The sequence below is a fragment of the Escherichia coli genome, assembly GCF_036503815.1.
GTDB classification, from domain to species: domain Bacteria; phylum Pseudomonadota; class Gammaproteobacteria; order Enterobacterales; family Enterobacteriaceae; genus Escherichia; species Escherichia coli_F.
Map to the genome: position 1 here is coordinate 3,199,632 of NZ_AP027764.1, position 18,433 is coordinate 3,218,064.

An 18,433-nucleotide genomic window follows, 5' to 3' on the forward strand; every position below is an offset into this window, starting at 1 on the left:
CTTTTATCCCCGCGTTAAGCGTCTTAACCTTAAACATGCATATTAAATATAACTTTAAAAGGTGTGATCATGTTTTGTGTGCAATGTGAACAAACTATCCGTACTCCGGCAGGAAACGGCTGCTCATACGCGCAGGGGATGTGTGGTAAAACGGCGGAAACCTCTGACCTTCAGGATTTACTCATCGCGGCGCTGCAAGGGCTTTCGGCCTGGGCAGTAAAAGCGCGTGAATACGGCATCATCAACAATGACGTTGACAGCTTCGCGCCGCGCGCATTTTTCTCAACCCTGACCAACGTTAATTTCGATTCTCCGCGTATTGTCGGCTACGCTCGTGAAGCAATTGCCCTGCGCGAGGCACTGAAAGCACAGTGCCTGGCTGTAGATGCCAACGCCCGCGTCGATAACCCGATGGCTGACCTGCAACTGGTGAGTGACGATCTCGGCGAGCTGCAACGTCAGGCGGCGGAATATACTCCCAATAAAGATAAAGCGGCGATTGGCGAAAACATTCTCGGCCTGCGTCTGCTCTGCCTGTATGGCCTGAAAGGGGCGGCGGCCTATATGGAACACGCTCACGTTCTCGGTCAATACGACAACGATATTTACGCCCAGTACCATAAAATCATGGCATGGCTGGGTACCTGGCCTGCCGATATGAACGCACTTCTCGAGTGCTCCATGGAAATCGGCCAGATGAACTTCAAAGTGATGAGCATTCTGGACGCAGGCGAAACCGGTAAATACGGTCACCCGACGCCAACTCAGGTCAACGTCAAAGCAACAGCGGGTAAATGCATTCTGATTTCCGGTCACGATCTCAAAGATCTCTACAACTTGCTGGAACAGACCGAAGGCACGGGCGTTAATGTCTACACTCACGGCGAAATGCTGCCTGCCCACGGCTACCCGGAGCTGCGTAAATTCAAGCATCTGGTCGGTAACTACGGCAGCGGCTGGCAGAATCAGCAAGTAGAGTTCGCTCGCTTCCCTGGCCCTATCGTGATGACTTCGAACTGCATCATCGACCCAACCGTAGGGGCTTATGACGATCGTATCTGGACCCGCAGCATCGTTGGCTGGCCGGGTGTGCGTCATCTGGATGGTGATGATTTCTCAGCAGTTATTGCCCAGGCACAACAAATGGCGGGCTTCCCGTACAGCGAAATTCCGCACCTGATCACCGTGGGCTTTGGTCGTCAGACGCTGCTTGGCGCGGCGGATACGCTGATTGATCTGGTGAGCCGTGAAAAACTGCGTCATATCTTTCTGCTTGGTGGCTGTGACGGCGCACGCGGCGAGCGCCACTACTTCACCGATTTCGCCACCAGCGTACCGGATGACTGCCTGATCCTGACCCTCGCCTGCGGTAAATATCGCTTTAACAAACTTGAGTTCGGCGATATCGAAGGTCTGCCGCGTCTGGTAGATGCTGGTCAATGTAACGATGCTTACTCAGCGATTATTCTGGCTGTCACTTTGGCAGAAAAACTGGGCTGCGGTGTCAACGATCTGCCGTTGTCGCTGGTACTCTCCTGGTTCGAGCAAAAAGCGATTGTTATTCTGCTGACGCTGCTTTCTTTGGGCGTGAAAAATATCGTTACCGGCCCGACTGCACCTGGCTTCCTGACGCCAGACCTGCTGGCGGTACTGAACGAGAAATTCGGCCTGCGTTCTATCACCACTGTTGAAGAGGACATGAAGCAACTGTTGAGCGCGTAAGGAGTTTGTCGATGACGATGCCAACCAATCAATGCCCGTGGCGGATGCAGGTTCATCACATTACGCAAGAAACGCCGGATGTGTGGACGATTTCCCTGATTTGCCACGATTACTACCCGTATCGCGCCGGGCAATATGCGCTGGTCAGCGTGCGTAACTCAGCGGAAACGCTGCGTGCTTACACCATTTCCTCCACGCCAGGCGTGAGTGAATACATCACTCTGACCGTGCGGCGGATTGATGACGGTGTCGGTTCCCAGTGGCTGACCCACGATGTAAAACGCGGTGACTACCTCTGGCTTTCGGACGCGATGGGGGAATTTACCTGCGACGATAAAGCAGAAGATAAATTCCTGTTGCTGGCAGCCGGCTGCGGCGTCACACCGATTATGTCGATGCGTCGCTGGCTGGCGAAAAATCGCCCGCAGGCGGATGTGCAGGTGATCTACAACGTGCGTACGCCGCAGGATGTTATTTTCGCCGATGAATGGCGTGACTATCCGGTGACACTGGTGGCGGAAAATAACGTTACCGAGGGTTTCGTTGCCGGACGTCTGACACGTGAACTGCTGACAAGCGTTCCTGATTTAGCCTCGCGTACTGTGATGACCTGTGGCCCGGCTCCGTATATGGATTGGGTAGAGCAGGAAGTGAAAGCGCTCGGCGTGACGCGTTTCTTTAAAGAGAAGTTCTTTACGCCAGTGGCGGAAGCAGCAACCAGCGGTCTGAAATTCACCAAACTGCAACCGGCGCAAGAATTTTACGCACCTGTTGGCACGACACTGCTGGAGGCGCTGGAAAGCAATAAAGTTCCGGTTGTCGCCGCCTGCCGTGCGGGTGTTTGCGGCTGCTGTAAAACGAAGGTGGTTTCCGGTGAATATACGGTGAGCAGCACGATGACGCTGACCGACGCCGAAATCGCTGAAGGTTATGTACTGGCCTGCTCCTGCCATCCGCAGGGGGATTTGGTTCTCGCGTAATCGTATTATGCCCGATGATATACCTGTCATCGGGCAGTTTAACCGTTAGTGCCTCATTTTTCTCCCACCCCATCCCCCTCCGTCAGATGAACTAAACTTGTTACCGTTATCACATTCAGGAGATGGAGAACCATGAAACAAACGGTTGCAGCTTATATCGCCAAAACACTCGAATCAGCAGGGGTAAAACGCATTTGGGGAGTGACTGGCGACTCTCTGAACGGTCTTAGCGACAGTCTTAATCGCATGGGCACCATAGAGTGGATGTCCACCCGTCATGAAGAAGTGGCGGCCTTTGCCGCTGGCGCTGAAGCCCAACTTAGCGGAGAACTGGCGGTCTGCGCCGGATCATGCGGACCTGGCAACCTGCACTTAATCAACGGTTTGTTCGATTGTCACCGTAATCACGTTCCGGTACTGGCAATTGCCGCTCATATCCCTTCCAGCGAAATTGGCAGCGGCTATTTCCAGGAAACCCACCCCCAAGAGTTATTCCGCGAATGTAGCCATTATTGCGAGCTGGTTTCCAGCCCGGAGCAGATCCCACAAGTGCTGGCGATTGCTATGCGCAAAGCGGTATTAAATCGTGGCGTTTCGGTTGTCGTTTTACCGGGCGACGTGGCGCTAAAACCTGCGCCGGAAGGAGCAACCACACACTGGTATCACGCCCCCTTACCCGTTGTCACACCTGAAGAAGAAGAGTTACGCAAACTGGCGCAACTGCTGCGTTACTCAAGCAATATCGCCCTGATGTGCGGTAGCGGCTGCGCGGGGGCGCATAAAGAGCTCGTCGAGTTTGCCGGAAAAATTAAAGCGCCAATTGTTCATGCCCTGCGCGGTAAAGAACATGTCGAATACGATAATCCGTATGATGTCGGAATGACGGGATTAATCGGCTTCTCGTCAGGTTTTCATACCATGATGAACGCCGACACGTTAGTGCTGCTCGGCACCCAATTCCCCTACCGTGCGTTCTACCCGACCGATGCCAAAATTATTCAGATTGATATCAACCCGGCCAGCATCGGCGCGCACAGTAAGGTGGATATGGCACTGGTCGGTGATATCAAATCGACTCTGCGTGCATTGCTGCCTTTAGTGGAAGAAAAAACCGATCGCAAATTCCTTGATAAAGCGCTGGAAAATTACCGCGATGCCCGTAAAGGGCTGGACGATTTAGCCAAACCTAGCGAGAAAGCGATTCACCCGCAATATCTGGCGCAGCAAATTAGCCATTTTGCTGCCGATGACGCCATTTTCACCTGTGATGTCGGCACACCAACGGTATGGGCGGCGCGTTATCTGAAAATGAACGGCAAGCGCCGCCTGTTAGGTTCGTTTAACCACGGTTCAATGGCCAACGCCATGCCGCAGGCGCTGGGTGCTCAGGCGACAGAGCCAGAACGTCAAGTGGTCGCCATGTGCGGTGATGGTGGTTTCAGTATGTTGATGGGCGATTTTCTCTCAGTGGTACAAATGAAGCTGCCAGTGAAAATTATCGTCTTTAACAACAGCGTGCTGGGCTTTGTAGCGATGGAGATGAAAGCCGGAGGCTACCTGACTGACGGCACCGAACTGCACGACACCAACTTTGCCCGCATTGCTGAAGCGTGCGGTATTACGGGCATCCGCGTAGAAAAAGCCGCTGAAGTCGATGAAGCCTTGCAACGCGCCTTTTCCATCGACGGCCCGGTGCTGGTGGATGTGGTAGTCGCGAAAGAAGAGTTAGCCATTCCGCCGCAGATCAAACTCGAACAGGCCAAAGGATTTAGCCTGTATATGTTGCGCGCAATCATCAGCGGACGCGGTGACGAAGTGATCGAACTGGCGAAAACGAACTGGCTAAGGTAAAAAGGGTGGCATTTCCTGTCATAAATAAGGACATGCCATGATTGATTTACGCAGTGATACCGTTACCCGACCGAGCCGCGCCATGCTCGAAGCAATGATGGCCGCCCCGGTTGGGGACGACGTTTACGGAGACGACCCTACCGTTAATGCTCTGCAGGACTATGCGGCAGAGCTTTCCGGGAAAGAAGCCGCCATTTTTCTGCCTACCGGCACTCAGGCCAACCTGGTCGCTCTGCTCAGTCACTGCGAACGCGGCGAAGAGTATATTGTCGGTCAGGCCGCGCATAACTATCTGTTTGAAGCCGGTGGCGCAGCGGTGCTGGGCAGTATTCAGCCGCAACCCATCGATGCTGACGCCGACGGTACGCTACCGCTGGATAAAGTCGCCATGAAAATCAAACCCGACGATATCCATTTCGCCCGCACCAAATTACTCAGTCTGGAAAACACCCACAATGGAAAAGTGCTGCCGCGGGAATACCTGAAAGAAGCATGGGAATTTACTCGCGAGCGCAATCTGGCACTGCATGTTGACGGTGCGCGCATCTTTAATGCCGTGGTGGCTTACGGCTGCGAACTGAAAGAGATCACGCAATATTGTGATTCGTTCACCATTTGTCTGTCGAAAGGTCTTGGTACGCCAGTCGGTTCATTACTGGTCGGCAATCGTGATTACATTAAACGCGCCATCCGCTGGCGGAAAATGACTGGCGGCGGGATGCGTCAATCCGGCATTCTGGCTGCCGCAGGGATGTATGCGTTGAAAAATAACGTCGCACGCTTGCAGGAAGACCACGACAACGCAGCCTGGATGGCGGAGCAGTTGCGTGAAGCAGGCGCGGATGTGATGCGTCAGGACACCAATATGCTGTTTGTTCGCGTCGGACAAGAAAATGCTGCCGCGTTAGGCGAATACATGAAAGCGAGAAACATACTGATTAACGCCTCGCCGATTGTCCGCCTGGTAACCCATCTCGATGTCTCGCGTGAACAACTGGCAGAAGTCGCAGCCCACTGGCGCACTTTCCTGGCGCGTTAAGGAGCGAAACGTGCCGCAACGCATTTTAGTTCTCGGTGCCAGTGGCTACATTGGTCAGCATCTGGTGCACGCGCTTAGCCAACAAGGGCATCAGATCCTGGCGGCGGCACGTCACGTCGACAGGCTTGAAAAGCTGCAACTGGCAAACGTCAGTTGCCATAAAGTCGATCTCAGCTGGCCGGATAACCTTCCGGCCCTGTTGCAGAATATCGATACCGTCTATTTTCTGGTGCACAGCATGGGCGAAGGCGGCGATTTTATCGCTCAGGAGCGCCAGGTGGCTCTTAACGTCCGCGATGCGCTGCGCGAAGCACCGGTTAAACAATTAATCTTTCTCAGTTCATTGCAGGCCCCGCCTCACGAGCAGTCGGACCATCTGCGCGCCCGTCAGGCTACGGCGGATATTCTTCGTGAAGCGGGTGTCCCAGTGACCGAATTGCGCGCCGGAATTATCGTTGGTGCAGGTTCAGCAGCGTTCGAAGTCATGCGCGATATGGTCTACAACCTGCCAGTGTTAACACCGCCACGCTGGGTTCGTTCACGCACCACGCCCATCGCGCTGGAAAACTTGCTGCACTATCTGGTGGCGCTGTTAGATCATCCGGCCAGCGAACACCGCATCTTCGAAGCCGCCGGACCAGAGGTGCTCAGTTATCAACAACAGTTTGAACATTTTATGACGGTGAGCGGTAAGCGCCGCTGGTTAATCCCCATCCCCTTTCCCACCCGCTGGATTTCGGTGTGGTTTCTTAATGTGATTACCTCCGTACCGTCAACCACCGCCAAAGCGTTGATTCAGGGGCTGAAACATGATCTGCTGGCGGATGACACCGCGCTACGTGCACTCATTCCACAACAATTGATCGCTTTCGATGACGCGGTACGTCGCACCCTGAAAGAAGAAGAAAAACTGGTCAACTCCAGCGACTGGGGATACGACGCTCAGGCCTTTGCCCGCTGGCGACCGGAGTACGGTTATTTCGCCAAACAGGCGGGGTTTACCGTTAAAACGTCCGCCAGCCTTGCGGCTTTATGGCAGGTGGTGAATCAAATCGGCGGTAAAGAGCGTTATTTCTTTGGCAATATTTTGTGGCAAACCCGGGCGTTGATGGACCGCGCGATCGGTCATAAGCTGGCGAAAGGCCGCCCGGAGCGTGAATATTTGCAGACCGGAGATGCGGTGGATAGCTGGAAAGTGATTGTCGTTGAACCGGAAAAACAACTTACGCTGTTATTTGGCATGAAAGCGCCGGGGCTGGGACGACTGTGTTTTACCCTGGAAGATAAAGGTGACTATCGTACTATCGATGTTCGCGCATTCTGGCATCCGCACGGTATGCCGGGGCTGTTTTACTGGTTACTGATGATCCCCGCGCATCTGTTTATTTTTCGCGGAATGGCAAAACGAATCGCCAGACTGGCAGAACAAAGCACAGATTAATCGACAAAACCTGCGTTATTCTTTCACGTCTCCCATTGCATCAAGGGGGAAATCACGGAAGAATGCGCACGTCATTTTCTCAACAACAGTGGATTGATATGAAGGTACTGGTTACCGGCGCCACCAGCGGCTTAGGTCGAAACGCGGTAGAGTTTTTATGCCAGAAAGGCATCAGCGTGCGTGCGACCGGTCGCAACGAGGCAATGGGTAAATTGCTGGAAAAAATGGGCGCAGAGTTTGTTCCGGCGGATCTGACCGAGCTGGTCTCATCACAAGCTAAAGTGATGCTCGCAGGCATTGATACGTTGTGGCACTGCTCCAGCTTTACCTCTCCGTGGGGGACACAACAGGCTTTCGATCTGGCTAACGTTCGCGCCACTCGCCGTCTGGGTGAATGGGCTGTCGCCTGGGGAGTACGTAACTTTATTCATATCTCTTCCCCCTCCCTGTACTTCGATTATCACCACCATCGCGATATTAAAGAAGATTTTCGCCCTCACCGCTTCGCTAACGAGTTTGCCCGCAGCAAGGCGGCCAGCGAAGAAGTGATCAATATGCTTTCGCAGGCGAATCCACAAACACGCTTTACTATTTTACGCCCACAAAGTCTGTTCGGGCCGCACGATAAAGTCTTTATTCCCCGTCTGGCGCATATGATGCACCACTACGGCAGCATTCTGTTACCACACGGCGGCAGTGCGCTGGTCGATATGACGTACTATGAAAATGCCGTGCACGCCATGTGGCTGGCAAGTCAGGAAGCCTGCGATAAGCTGCCTTCCGGGCGAGCATATAACATTACCAACGGCGAGCATCGCACTCTACGCAGCATCGTGCAAAAACTGATCGACGAGTTGAATATTGATTGCCGTATTCGCTCGGTGCCTTACCCGATGCTGGACATGATCGCCCGCAGCATGGAGCGTTTAGGTCGCAAGTCAGCAAAAGAGCCGCCGCTGACCCACTACGGCGTCTCTAAGTTGAATTTTGACTTTACGCTGGATATGACGCGTGCACAGGAAGAATTAGGCTATCAGCCAGTCATCACTCTGGATGAAGGCATTGAGAAAACTGCTGCCTGGCTGCGCGACCACGGAAAACTGCCGCGCTAATCCTGCCCGTATTTCTCCAGCAACGCTTCGGCAATCGCCTGAGTTTCTGCATCCGCTTCGCCGTTGTATAACGTCGGGCGGAAATGCATCTGGAACGCCATAATCACGCGCCGCTGCTCGCGCGGTGTCATATCAGGTTTTACGTCATAACCATAGCGCGCCAACAGTTCCAGCAATGGCGCAGTATCTACTGGCGTGTGCGGCGCACGCCCGGCAAGGTAAAAGTTCACCCGCTGCGCATCTGGCCAGGCACCAATCCCCTGCTGCGCCAGTTGCTGCCAGGGGAATAACGGCCCCGGATCGTCTTTGCGCTGCGGCGCAATATCCGCATGCGCCACTACGTTTTCCGGCTTGATGTGATAACGGGCAATAATATCTTTCGCCAGCGGAATAAGCGCCTGAATCTGTGCCTGTTCAAACGGGGCAAAATATTTCACTCCGGATGATTTTTGCCAGCCTCGGTTTTCCAGCTCAATGCCAATAGAGGTGTCGTTAAGGCGTGTTGCCCCGCGCCAGGCGCTAATCCCCGCATGCCAGGCCAGTTCCTGTTCCGGCACCAGTTGCCAGATGCGCGGTTTACCGTTGTATCGCGGTGGCACAGCAGGAACCAGATAATGCGAGCTGACCTGTTTATCGGTCAGTGTCGCCAGCGAGCTATCAAAATCATCTGCGGTGTAGTGGATCACCAGCACTTTAATGCGCGGATACGCCGCCTGCGCCTGGCGTCGGGTATCAAGCTGATATCCCTCTTTCTCAACAATGCCTTTTTCGCCTGCACACCCTGCAAGTAACAAAGCAGCGGCGACCAACCAGAAGACTCTTCTCATCGACGTGTTTTCACCGCCGTTCCGCTGACGCTAACCATCAGCATACTGCCATTTTGCCCGACCGTTTCGTAGTCGATATCAATACCGACTACGGCATCGGCCCCCAACGCCCGCGCCTGCTCACCAAGTTCCTCAAAGGCAATCTCCCGCGCTTTACGCAATTCTTTTTCATAAGCCCCGGAGCGTCCGCCAACGATATCGCGGATACCGGCAAAGAAATCACGGAAAATATTGGCACCTAAAATCGCTTCGCCTGTCACCACACCGCAATATTCGACGATGGTCTGGCCTTCCAGAGTTGGGGTTGTAGAAAATTGCATGATCGATCTCCTTGTTTGCTAATCCTTCGATCTCAAAGCATTATCGGGCTGATATGCCATGTTGGGAAGAAGGTTTTGATCAGTTTAGGAAATCATCTCATTGTGTCAAAAACAAGCGCATATGCCTTTACGATTACCCGTCTCCTAACCCGATATTGGTTTCATTATGGGATAGCGCTGACCTGCTGTATTATGTTGTACCTGCAACATTAATGAATGGGAAGAGTCACCTTATATTGTAAATTATTCCAAAATTTTTCCGCATCTTGAGGCTGAGGAATATACCTCTGAATTCTTGTTTGATCGGTCTCCGCAAAACATGAAAGTAATGTAACCTCAAGACTTCTATCATTAATATAAGCAAAGATCATTTTTGCAAATTCGTAAATAAATGCCCGATCCTGAGCGCTTAATAGCTTAATACAATATTTATTCTTTAGAGAGTAAAGGATTTCAATGAAAGCATCCGCTGCAACCTTTACGTTATTCCCAACGGTCATATTAAATATATCCCTTACACAGATAGAGTACAGTGATAGTAAACAACCATACAAATAATCATTTATTAATTCTTTTGTCCATTTTACTGGTAACCATGGTTTTATCTTGACATCATGCATACTACACTCATGAAAAAGACATTTATAGAGATTAACTCTTATCATATCAACACTGTAAAAATGGCAATGGACAAATTTTGAAGAATGAGCATTTACATTATTAATTTTAGTCGCTCTAAACGTAAAGTTACTGAATACGTTTTTCGTTAAATTACTATTTGTTATCTTAACATCACCTAAACTGCCGTTCTCAAAACAACATCCCTTCAATATACTTTCATTTACAAGAGAATGTGATAAATACAGATGATTTAAGTTTTTCTTCATTAAACCCACAGCATCAAAATGACTATATTTAATAAAACAACCATCATTGAGTAGCGTTTTTAGATTGACTAAATTACTATCATGTTCACGTGCCATAGTTGTGATAGGGGTTGGAAGAGACATGAAAACCTCTTCATTGACCATCAAGTGAATCATGCATTGCTTGCCTCTTGTCATATCCACACTTACACTACAAATATCGTTGTAATGCGATGAATGCATTTCCGGACACAGATTCAATACAATATTTTGAAAGGAGTAAAATCGTGTTAATACTTCCGAATAAGTAATTGGATTAAACTTAAGATCGTCATTAGCAAAACCAAGTGTTATTGTATGTTCTACATTTAGGTCAGGTTCAGGTGAGTCTTCAAGAGCAATATCATCACTGAAAATTTCACCTGATGTATTATCACTGTTACAAAAGGTGCTCATCAATGCAATGGTATTTATAACGGACTCTTTGTCGATATCCTCACTCATTGTATATCGCCTGCTATAATCATAGAAATGAATAAATGCGTCTTTTATAATTGTTATATATTGTTCCTTATTAAATACAATTCGATTGTATACTTTTTCAAAGATCGCATTCGCGATCTTACAACCAAGGGTATACCTATATAACAATGGATAAGAATCAATAGTAAAATTCTTCTCCAGTTCACATTGCAGTTTATTTTCGTAATGCAGAGGAAAAAGAAATTCTTGTCTTTCCATTTTTCCGCTGACTTTATTTCGCACCCCAATGGTGATTCTTTCATTGCCAAATTTTATTTCAACTTCATTGTTTTGTGATGTACCAAGGTATGTTTTAGTACCAGTTTCGAAAGCACTACTAAAAAAAGAATTAAAATAATTATTTGCTGAATAAATAATGTTACCGAGCGACATATCATTTTTAATAGTTTCACTATCAGCATTTATTGCTAATACTAGATTCAAGTAGATGGTGTCCCATGTAGATAACTCATCCTTATGACTGGATTTTAATATGGTAAAAAATTCCCTCAGCGAGGCCATGAGATTATCACTTTGATTCGGTTGTGTGCTTAGAAATGATGACGATTGTTCAGAGACATTATTTATCATATAAAAATCACCCAAAAAACGATAACCCACTGTACTCCCTGTGCTTTATAAACATAAAGTCACAACACATTCTATATTCATATTAATTAATGGCGCATTGAAAAAAATTATATTATTCTTAACTCAAATCCATTAGCTAAATAAGCTTATATTCTTCACTCACAACCGTAACAAAAATAATATTATCGAAAGTTAAAGTTGGGACTATCAAATTTCGCTCATTTCAAACATACATTGTGATTTTTGCAATCATCTTAATCTTAGGGCCTATCATCATATGTTAAAATTTTGTCAATGATAGAAAAGAATCTTGGTCACCTATCATGCGTTATAAATGTGCAACTGGCTTCCTGCAGATGCTCTTAACTTCTACAGCAGGATTTATACCAGCGTTTCAGAACTATCATATTTACCTTAAATGATCATTTCAGTCTTATAACACGCTCAGCCCCACAAATGGTTTACACTGTCTATTGTTTGGGTAATTTAAGTAAGTCAGCTACGATCAACCTTGAATGGGGAGCCAGCAATGGACTTAAGCCTAATCGGGTCTTCAGATTGTTTCAGAATTGTATAAAAAACAATGTATTAAATAATCTGATTGTTTTTGGTCATAGTGTGACGCAGAAAGCAAGCCAATAAGGAAATGATTATGCGCTACCGTTCACTATCTCTACTTATTCCATGTGCACTGCTGCTGAGTGCCTGTACCACCGTCACGCCAGCTTATAAAGATAACGGCCCCCGCACCGGTTCCTGTGTCCAGGGTGGCCCTGACAGCGTGGCTCAACAATTCTATGACTACCGCATTCAACATCGCAGCAATGACATTACCGCTCTGCGCCCCTATTTGAGTGACAAACTGGCAACCCTACTTAGCGATGCCAGCCGCGATAATAGTCATCGTGAATTGTTAAGCAGCGATCCGTTCTCCAGTCGAACCACCTTGCCAGACAGCGCCCACGTTGCCAGTGCATCTACTATCCCTAATCGTGATGCCCGTAACATTCCTTTGCGCGTGGATCTCAAACAGGGTGACCAGGGCTGGCAGGATGAAGTGCTAATGATTCAGGAAGGCCAGTGTTGGGTGATTGACGATGTGCGCTACTTAGGCGGCAGCGTTCATGCCACAGCAGGTACACTCCGTCAGTCAATCGAGAATCGCTAACGCCTTGATCAACCAATAACCCCCGTAAATTGTCCGGCATTTCGCGAGGAATGCCGACATTTATGCTCGCCGCCCACCGCCCCCGTTATTTTGTGCTATGTTTAGTGAATAATGCGCTTTGCTTTTAACTTTTAAAGCAGAAATATTGCATAATTATTCTGTCAAAGGTACTATCTTCGACCTCAATAGCTATCAGACTGCCAGTATACGAGTGTCAATGAGTATTCAATTAAACGGCATTAATTGCTTTTACGGCGCGCATCAGGCGCTGTTCGATATCACGCTGGATTGCCCACAGGGCGAAACGCTGGTGTTACTTGGCCCCAGTGGCGCGGGTAAAAGCTCGCTGCTGCGTGTACTCAATCTGCTTGAGATGCCGCGCTCCGGTACGCTCAACATTGCAGGCAACCATTTCGATTTCACCAAAACGCCCTCAGACAAAGCGATTCGCGATCTGCGTCGTAACGTCGGTATGGTGTTTCAACAATACAACCTGTGGCCGCACCTCACCGTGCAGCAAAACCTGATTGAAGCGCCCTGCCGTGTACTGGGATTGAGTAAAGATCAGGCGCTGGCCCGTGCAGAAAAATTGCTGGAACGTCTGCGCCTGAAACCTTTCAGTGATCGCTATCCGCTGCATCTTTCTGGTGGTCAGCAGCAGCGTGTTGCTATTGCGCGTGCGTTGATGATGGAACCGCAGGTACTGCTGTTCGATGAACCGACCGCCGCGCTGGACCCGGAAATTACGGCACAAATCGTCAGCATCATTCGTGAGCTGGCAGAAACCAATATTACCCAGGTGATCGTCACCCACGAAGTAGAAGTGGCGCGTAAAACCGCCAGTCGTGTGGTGTATATGGAAAATGGTCACATCGTAGAACAAGGCGACGCGCGCTGCTTTACCGAGCCGCAAACCGAAGCATTTAAAAACTATCTCTCTCACTAAGATTCGGGATAACAACAATGAAAAAAGTTCTGATTGCCGCGTTAATTGCAGGTTTTAGTCTTTCCGCCACAGCTGCCGAAACTATTCGTTTTGCCACCGAAGCCTCCTATCCTCCGTTTGAATCAATGGATGCAAACAACCAGATCGTTGGTTTTGACGTCGACCTGGCGCAGGCATTGTGTAAAGAGATTGATGCGACCTGCACTTTCTCTAACCAGGCGTTTGACAGCCTGATCCCAAGCCTGAAATTCCGTCGCGTAGACGCAGTGATGGCTGGGATGGATATCACCCCGGAGCGTGAAAAGCAGGTGCTGTTTACCACGCCGTACTATGACAACTCTGCCCTGTTTGTGGGTCAACAAGGTAAATACACCAGCGTTGATCAGCTGAAAGGCAAAAAAGTCGGCGTTCAGAACGGGACGACGCACCAGAAATTCATTATGGATAAACATCCGGAAATCACCACGGTTCCTTATGATAGCTACCAGAACGCGAAACTCGATCTGCAAAACGGTCGTATCGACGGCGTTTTTGGTGACACCGCAGTGGTAACCGAATGGCTGAAAGATAACCCGAAACTGGCGGCTGTCGGCGACAAAGTGACCGATAAAGATTACTTCGGTACTGGCCTCGGCATCGCGGTACGTCAGGGCAACACTGAACTGCAGCAGAAATTCAACACTGCGCTGGAAAAAGTGAAGAAAGATGGCACTTACGAAACCATCTACAACAAATGGTTCCAGAAGTAATACCTGATGAATGAATTTTTTCCTTTAGCAAGCGCCGCCGGGATGACCGTCGGCCTTGCCGTTTGTGCATTGATTGTCGGACTGGCGCTGGCGATGTTCTTTGCGGTGTGGGAGTCAGCAAAATGGCGTCCTGTCGCGTGGGTAGGTTCAGCACTGGTGACGATTCTGCGCGGTCTGCCAGAAATTCTGGTGGTGCTGTTTATCTATTTTGGCTCCTCGCAGTTACTGCTGACGCTTTCGGATGGCTTCACCATCAATCTTGGGATCGTACAGATCCCGGTGCAGATGGACATTGAGAACTTCGACGTTAGCCCGTTCCTGTGTGGGGTTATCGCCCTGTCGCTACTGTATGCCGCCTATGCCTCGCAAACCCTGCGTGGCGCACTGAAAGCGGTGCCGGTGGGCCAGTGGGAATCCGGTCAGGCGCTGGGGCTGTCGAAATCGGCTATCTTTTTCCGCCTGGTGATGCCGCAGATGTGGCGTCATGCGCTGCCTGGTCTCGGTAACCAGTGGCTGGTACTGCTGAAAGATACCGCGCTGGTCAGTTTGATAAGTGTGAATGATTTAATGCTGCAAACTAAAAGCATTGCCACTCGTACTCAGGAGCCGTTTACCTGGTACATTGTGGCAGCAGCGATCTATCTGGTGATTACCCTGTTGAGTCAGTACATTCTCAAACGCATTGACCTGCGCGCGACACGTTTTGAGCGGAGGCCTGGCTGATGCTTGAGTATTTACCCGAACTAATGAAAGGGCTACATACCAGCCTGACGCTGACGATTGCCTCGCTGATTGTGGCGCTAATTCTGGCGTTGATTTTTACCATCATCCTGACGCTGAAAACGCCGGTACTGGTGTGGCTGGTGCGGGGCTATATCACGCTGTTTACCGGTACGCCGCTGCTGGTGCAGATCTTTCTGATTTACTACGGGCCGGGCCAGTTCCCGACGTTACAGGAATATCCGGCACTGTGGCATCTGTTATCAGAACCGTGGTTATGCGCGCTGATTGCATTGTCACTGAACAGTGCCGCGTATACTACGCAGCTGTTTTACGGTGCAATTCGTGCGATCCCGGAAGGCCAGTGGCAATCCTGTAGTGCCCTGGGGATGAGCAAAAAAGATACGCTGGCGATCCTGCTGCCGTATGCCTTTAAACGCTCACTCTCTTCTTATTCCAACGAAGTGGTGCTGGTGTTCAAAAGTACCTCTCTGGCTTACACCATTACGCTGATGGAAGTGATGGGATACAGCCAGTTGTTGTACGGGCGCACTTACGATGTCATGGTGTTCGGTGCGGCGGGGATTATTTACCTGGTCGTCAACGGCCTGCTGACACTGATGATGCGTTTGATCGAGCGCAAAGCGCTGGCGTTCGAGCGACGGAATTGACATGGCTGCATGCTGATGCCGGATGATTTGTAGGTCTGATAAGACGCGCCAGCGTCGCATCAGACACCAGCACGGTGCCTATGCCGGATGCGGCGTGTACGCCTTATCCGGCCTACATAGTGCATAGATTAATATAATAAAGACGGGCAACCCACTAAGTTGTCCGTCTTTTTTTATTCATTACGAATTATTTAATCATATTTATTGCATATAAATTCACTTAATGGCATTGTTATCTCATGCCGCAGACACGGCCAAAAATCATAAGATTGACAGACGGGAGTTCCATCATGAAAAAGTTAGTTCTTGCCGCTTTACTTTCATCCTGTGCATTCGGCGCTTCTGCCGCAGAGAAAATCAATTTCGGCGTATCAGCGACCTATCCTCCCTTTGAATCTATAGGTGCTAATAATGAGATTGTCGGCTTTGATATCGACCTGGCAAAAGCGTTATGCAAACAGATGCAGGCAGAATGTACTTTTACCAATCACGCTTTCGACAGCCTCATCCCGTCACTGAAATTCAGAAAATATGACGCCGTTATCTCCGGTATGGATATCACGCCGGAGCGTAGCAAGCAGGTATCATTTACCACGCCCTACTACGAAAACTCAGCTGTTGTGATTGCCAAAAAAGATACCTACAAAACGTTTGCCGACCTGAAAGGCAAACGCATTGGGATGGAAAACGGTACAACGCACCAGAAATATATTCAGGATCAACACCCGGAAGTAAAAACTGTCTCCTATGACAGTTATCAAAATGCCTTTATCGACCTGAAAAATGGTCGTATTGATGGGGTATTTGGTGACACAGCGGTGGTTAATGAATGGCTGAAAACCAATCCACAGCTGGGCGTTGCAACAGAGAAAGTAACCGACCCGCAGTACTTCGGCACCGGTCTGGGCATCGCTGTACGTCCGGATAATAAAGCCCTGCTGGAAAAACTGAATAACGCACTGGCAGCGATTAAAGCAGATGGTACGTATAAAAAAATCAATGACCAGTGGTTCCCACAGTAATCGGGACTGATGACAAAAGTAAGATTGCCTGATGCGCTACGCTTATCAGGCCTACATTTACCCTGCAATGCATTGATTTAGCACGATTTTGTAGGCCGAACAAGGCGCTCACGCCGCATCCGACATGAACAACGCGCACCTTATCAGCAATCTGAAGCCGCAGCCGCGGCTTTTTTATTGCTTCACCAACAGTGTCAGCACTTCATAGTGCGCGGTGTGCGGGAACATATCAAAAAGCTGTACCCGTTCAATACGATAACCTGACAATTCGCGGATATCTTTGGCCATCGTTTGGGCGTTACAGCTGGAGTAGATGATAAAACGCGGTGCCATCGTTGAAAGATAATCACACAGCGGTTTACCAATGCCGCGGCGCGGCGGGTTAACCAGCACCAGCTCCGGCACCTCCCCCTGAGCGGTGGCAAACTGAGTGGAATCCAGCGCCTGAAATTGCAAACGCGTTAAGCCCAGTTCAGCGGCTGACTGCTTCGCACAGGCAATGGCTTCTGGCGCAATTTCGATCCCGGTTAACTGCATGTCAGGCGTCGCGCAGTGTAAACCAAAGCCCCCCACGCCACAGAACAGATCCCACATATGTTTAACCGGCAACTGTTGTACCCAGTCGCGCGCAGTAGCGTACAGCTGGCTGGCGACCGCCGGATTAGTCTGGAAGAAACTTTGCGGACGGATCCACAGCGGCACATCGTTAAAACGCTCAGCCAGCGCCTGTTGTTCGCTCAGATAAATCTCCGTCTCCCCTTCCATAATCGCCATATGTACCGGCTGAATGTTGACGGTAATAACTTTCAGCTGCGGCAGTTGTGCCTGTAACCACGGTAGCGCCTTACGCAGTTGTGCCAGCTTGGTTTCGGAACGCAGTACAAAGCGCAGCATCATGCCACCATCGCTCTGGCTTTCAGTCAGCAGAATGTATTTCAGTTCGCCACGCTTACGCGCCACATTGTAGGGGGTTAGCCCCGCACGGGCGATAAACGGTTTTAGCGCCGCAAAAACGGGCGCAAATGAGGCAGGATAAAGCGGGCAATCGCAAAGGTCTTCTGGTGTGCCGTCGCGATGCAGCATACCGAGCAGTGGTTTTTCAACGCTACCACTCACCACCATTTTGGCTTTATTACGAAACCCTTGCTCCGGGCCTGACACCGGCTCGCACCATTCCTCAACCGAAAAGTCGGCGAGCAGATTTTTAAGATCGGCGGTTTTAGCGGAGAGTTGCTCTGGAATCGGCTGCGTTATCCACTGACAGGAACGACAGCGACCCGCGTCGTAAAGTGCGCACTGCATACATTGACCTTCACATCATCAGGGGCGACGATTATACACATTATTGCAACTGGAAGAACCGCCGACTGGTCGAGGGAACGAACAGCAGCATCAGGATGAGCATATCCGGCAACTTCTGCAGCATCAGGCTATGGAAGATTTCACGTTTTGATTCACCGGGAATGCTGAACAGCTCCGGATAACCATACCCCAGCGAAGCCGCCCACAAATAACTGGCGGCCGTGATTTGTGTCAACAGATACAGCCAGCGCGCCCAGCGACGCCCTTTCACCAGTGAAAACGCACACCAGATCTCAATGAAAACCAGCACCAGGCTGCTTAAAAAGACCAGTGTTAAACTCCAGGTTTGTACGCTGCGATGAATGAACTCGCCAATACCGCGCACGCCCAGCGTATTGAAAATCATCAGCACGTCGAGGCCACGGATCATAATAATGGCAAGCGCCGCCACCTGTACCAGCGCAGGCACATTCAGGCGAGCATGAGATGAAGATGTTTTCTTAAAAAATCCCAACGTTTCGTCTTCCATGAAAACAATGCCGCGACATGCGCGGCATTATGTAGCCAGGTTGGCAAATTTTAGT

At 49.9% G+C, this 18,433-nt stretch carries 17 protein-coding genes; 12 read left to right on the top strand and 5 right to left on the bottom strand.

The features are described from left to right. Positions 1 to 69 precede the first annotated feature (69 nt). The 6 genes from hcp (at position 70) to ybjS (ending at position 8,145) form a co-directional block, all read left to right on the top strand. Positions 70 to 1,722 (top strand): hydroxylamine reductase, encoded by a 1,653-nt coding sequence (hcp, locus tag AABJ99_RS15355; RefSeq protein WP_039020456.1) that lies wholly within the window; start codon positions 70 to 72, stop codon positions 1,720 to 1,722. Between the two features lie 11 nt (positions 1,723 to 1,733). After that, positions 1,734 to 2,702, top strand: a complete 969-nt coding sequence (gene hcr, locus AABJ99_RS15360; protein WP_039020455.1) for an NADH oxidoreductase — start codon at positions 1,734 to 1,736, stop codon at positions 2,700 to 2,702. 132 nt (positions 2,703 to 2,834) lie between these two features. Beyond that, positions 2,835 to 4,553, top strand: coding sequence for a ubiquinone-dependent pyruvate dehydrogenase (gene poxB / locus AABJ99_RS15365; RefSeq protein WP_039020454.1), 1,719 nt, complete (start codon positions 2,835 to 2,837; stop codon positions 4,551 to 4,553). Positions 4,554 to 4,590: 37 nt separating this feature from the next. Then, the gene (gene ltaE / locus AABJ99_RS15370) at positions 4,591 to 5,592 is read left to right on the top strand and encodes a low-specificity L-threonine aldolase (protein ID WP_039020453.1); all 1,002 of its coding nucleotides are present in this window, start codon (positions 4,591 to 4,593) and stop codon (positions 5,590 to 5,592) included. 10 nt (positions 5,593 to 5,602) lie between these two features. Continuing rightward, positions 5,603 to 7,033 (top strand): SDR family oxidoreductase, encoded by a 1,431-nt coding sequence (gene ybjT, locus AABJ99_RS15375; RefSeq protein WP_332218441.1) that lies wholly within the window; start codon positions 5,603 to 5,605, stop codon positions 7,031 to 7,033. Positions 7,034 to 7,131: 98 nt separating this feature from the next. After that, positions 7,132 to 8,145, top strand: coding sequence for an NAD-dependent epimerase/dehydratase family protein (gene ybjS / locus AABJ99_RS15380; protein WP_024256718.1), 1,014 nt, complete (start codon positions 7,132 to 7,134; stop codon positions 8,143 to 8,145). On the opposite strand, the gene amiD is transcribed toward ybjS, so the two are convergent. The 3 genes from amiD to AABJ99_RS15395 all read right to left on the bottom strand — a co-directional run bounded on the left by amiD (position 8,142) and on the right by AABJ99_RS15395 (position 11,271). Continuing rightward, on the bottom strand, positions 8,142 to 8,972 hold the full coding sequence (gene amiD, locus AABJ99_RS15385; RefSeq protein WP_039020451.1) for an N-acetylmuramoyl-L-alanine amidase AmiD: 831 nt from the start codon (positions 8,970 to 8,972) through the stop codon (positions 8,142 to 8,144). The two genes, ybjS and amiD, sit on opposite strands and share 4 nt — an antisense overlap. Continuing rightward, positions 8,969 to 9,292, bottom strand: coding sequence for a heavy metal-binding domain-containing protein (ybjQ, locus tag AABJ99_RS15390; RefSeq protein WP_001160732.1), 324 nt, complete (start codon positions 9,290 to 9,292; stop codon positions 8,969 to 8,971). Before ybjQ ends, amiD begins: the two co-directional genes overlap by 4 nt. 209 nt (positions 9,293 to 9,501) lie before the next feature. Further along, entirely contained in the window at positions 9,502 to 11,271 is a 1,770-nt protein-coding gene (locus AABJ99_RS15395) for a hypothetical protein (protein WP_039020503.1), read from the bottom strand. A 652-nt stretch (positions 11,272 to 11,923) separates the two neighbouring features. On the opposite strand from AABJ99_RS15395, the gene ybjP reads away from it, so the two are divergent. The 6 genes from ybjP (at position 11,924) to artJ (ending at position 16,547) form a co-directional block, all read left to right on the top strand. After that, complete coding sequence (ybjP, locus tag AABJ99_RS15400) at positions 11,924 to 12,439, top strand: lipoprotein (protein WP_001270657.1); 516 nt, start codon at positions 11,924 to 11,926, stop codon at positions 12,437 to 12,439. A gap of 217 nt (positions 12,440 to 12,656) precedes the next feature. Next, the gene (artP, locus tag AABJ99_RS15405; RefSeq protein ID WP_000027198.1) at positions 12,657 to 13,385 is read left to right on the top strand and encodes an arginine ABC transporter ATP-binding protein ArtP; all 729 of its coding nucleotides are present in this window, start codon (positions 12,657 to 12,659) and stop codon (positions 13,383 to 13,385) included. A gap of 17 nt (positions 13,386 to 13,402) precedes the next feature. After that, entirely contained in the window at positions 13,403 to 14,134 is a 732-nt protein-coding gene (gene artI, locus AABJ99_RS15410; RefSeq protein ID WP_000756580.1) for an arginine ABC transporter substrate-binding protein ArtI, read from the top strand. A 6-nt stretch (positions 14,135 to 14,140) separates the two neighbouring features. Next, on the top strand, positions 14,141 to 14,857 hold the full coding sequence (artQ, locus tag AABJ99_RS15415) for an arginine ABC transporter permease ArtQ (RefSeq protein ID WP_039020450.1): 717 nt from the start codon (positions 14,141 to 14,143) through the stop codon (positions 14,855 to 14,857). Further along, positions 14,857 to 15,525: an arginine ABC transporter permease ArtM gene (gene artM / locus AABJ99_RS15420; protein WP_000895400.1), complete on the top strand. Its 669-nt coding sequence runs from the start codon at positions 14,857 to 14,859 to the stop codon at positions 15,523 to 15,525. Before artQ ends, artM begins: the two co-directional genes overlap by 1 nt. Positions 15,526 to 15,815: 290 nt before the next feature. Next, positions 15,816 to 16,547: an arginine ABC transporter substrate-binding protein ArtJ gene (artJ, locus tag AABJ99_RS15425; RefSeq protein ID WP_039020449.1), complete on the top strand. Its 732-nt coding sequence runs from the start codon at positions 15,816 to 15,818 to the stop codon at positions 16,545 to 16,547. 174 nt (positions 16,548 to 16,721) lie between these two features. Here the strand turns inward: artJ and rlmC are convergent, their stop codons facing one another. After that, positions 16,722 to 17,849 carry a 23S rRNA (uracil(747)-C(5))-methyltransferase RlmC gene (gene rlmC, locus AABJ99_RS15430; RefSeq protein ID WP_039020448.1) on the bottom strand — a complete coding sequence of 376 codons (1,128 nt, stop codon included), beginning with the start codon at positions 17,847 to 17,849 and terminating at the stop codon, positions 16,722 to 16,724. A gap of 40 nt (positions 17,850 to 17,889) precedes the next feature. Next, positions 17,890 to 18,378 (bottom strand): YbjO family protein, encoded by a 489-nt coding sequence (gene ybjO, locus AABJ99_RS15435; protein ID WP_000389260.1) that lies wholly within the window; start codon positions 18,376 to 18,378, stop codon positions 17,890 to 17,892. Positions 18,379 to 18,433: the final 55 nt, after the last annotated feature.

Bases quoted from the DNA above. Each gene is read 5' to 3' on its own strand.
- ltaE (WP_039020453.1), top strand. From the start codon at position 4,591: ATGATTGATTTACGCAGTGATACCGTTACCCGACCGAGCCGCGCCATG.
- ybjP (WP_001270657.1), top strand. From the start codon at position 11,924: ATGCGCTACCGTTCACTATCTCTACTTATTCCATGTGCACTGCTGCTG.
- amiD (WP_039020451.1), bottom strand. From the start codon at position 8,972: ATGAGAAGAGTCTTCTGGTTGGTCGCCGCTGCTTTGTTACTTGCAGGG.
- AABJ99_RS15395 (WP_039020503.1), bottom strand. From the start codon at position 11,271: ATGATAAATAATGTCTCTGAACAATCGTCATCATTTCTAAGCACACAA.
- hcp (WP_039020456.1), top strand. From the start codon at position 70: ATGTTTTGTGTGCAATGTGAACAAACTATCCGTACTCCGGCAGGAAAC.
- ybjS (WP_024256718.1), top strand. From the start codon at position 7,132: ATGAAGGTACTGGTTACCGGCGCCACCAGCGGCTTAGGTCGAAACGCG.
- hcr (WP_039020455.1), top strand. From the start codon at position 1,734: ATGACGATGCCAACCAATCAATGCCCGTGGCGGATGCAGGTTCATCAC.
- rlmC (WP_039020448.1), bottom strand. From the start codon at position 17,849: ATGCAGTGCGCACTTTACGACGCGGGTCGCTGTCGTTCCTGTCAGTGG.
- poxB (WP_039020454.1), top strand. From the start codon at position 2,835: ATGAAACAAACGGTTGCAGCTTATATCGCCAAAACACTCGAATCAGCA.
- artI (WP_000756580.1), top strand. From the start codon at position 13,403: ATGAAAAAAGTTCTGATTGCCGCGTTAATTGCAGGTTTTAGTCTTTCC.
- artQ (WP_039020450.1), top strand. From the start codon at position 14,141: ATGAATGAATTTTTTCCTTTAGCAAGCGCCGCCGGGATGACCGTCGGC.
- ybjO (WP_000389260.1), bottom strand. From the start codon at position 18,378: ATGGAAGACGAAACGTTGGGATTTTTTAAGAAAACATCTTCATCTCAT.
- artP (WP_000027198.1), top strand. From the start codon at position 12,657: ATGAGTATTCAATTAAACGGCATTAATTGCTTTTACGGCGCGCATCAG.
- artM (WP_000895400.1), top strand. From the start codon at position 14,857: ATGCTTGAGTATTTACCCGAACTAATGAAAGGGCTACATACCAGCCTG.
- ybjQ (WP_001160732.1), bottom strand. From the start codon at position 9,292: ATGCAATTTTCTACAACCCCAACTCTGGAAGGCCAGACCATCGTCGAA.
- artJ (WP_039020449.1), top strand. From the start codon at position 15,816: ATGAAAAAGTTAGTTCTTGCCGCTTTACTTTCATCCTGTGCATTCGGC.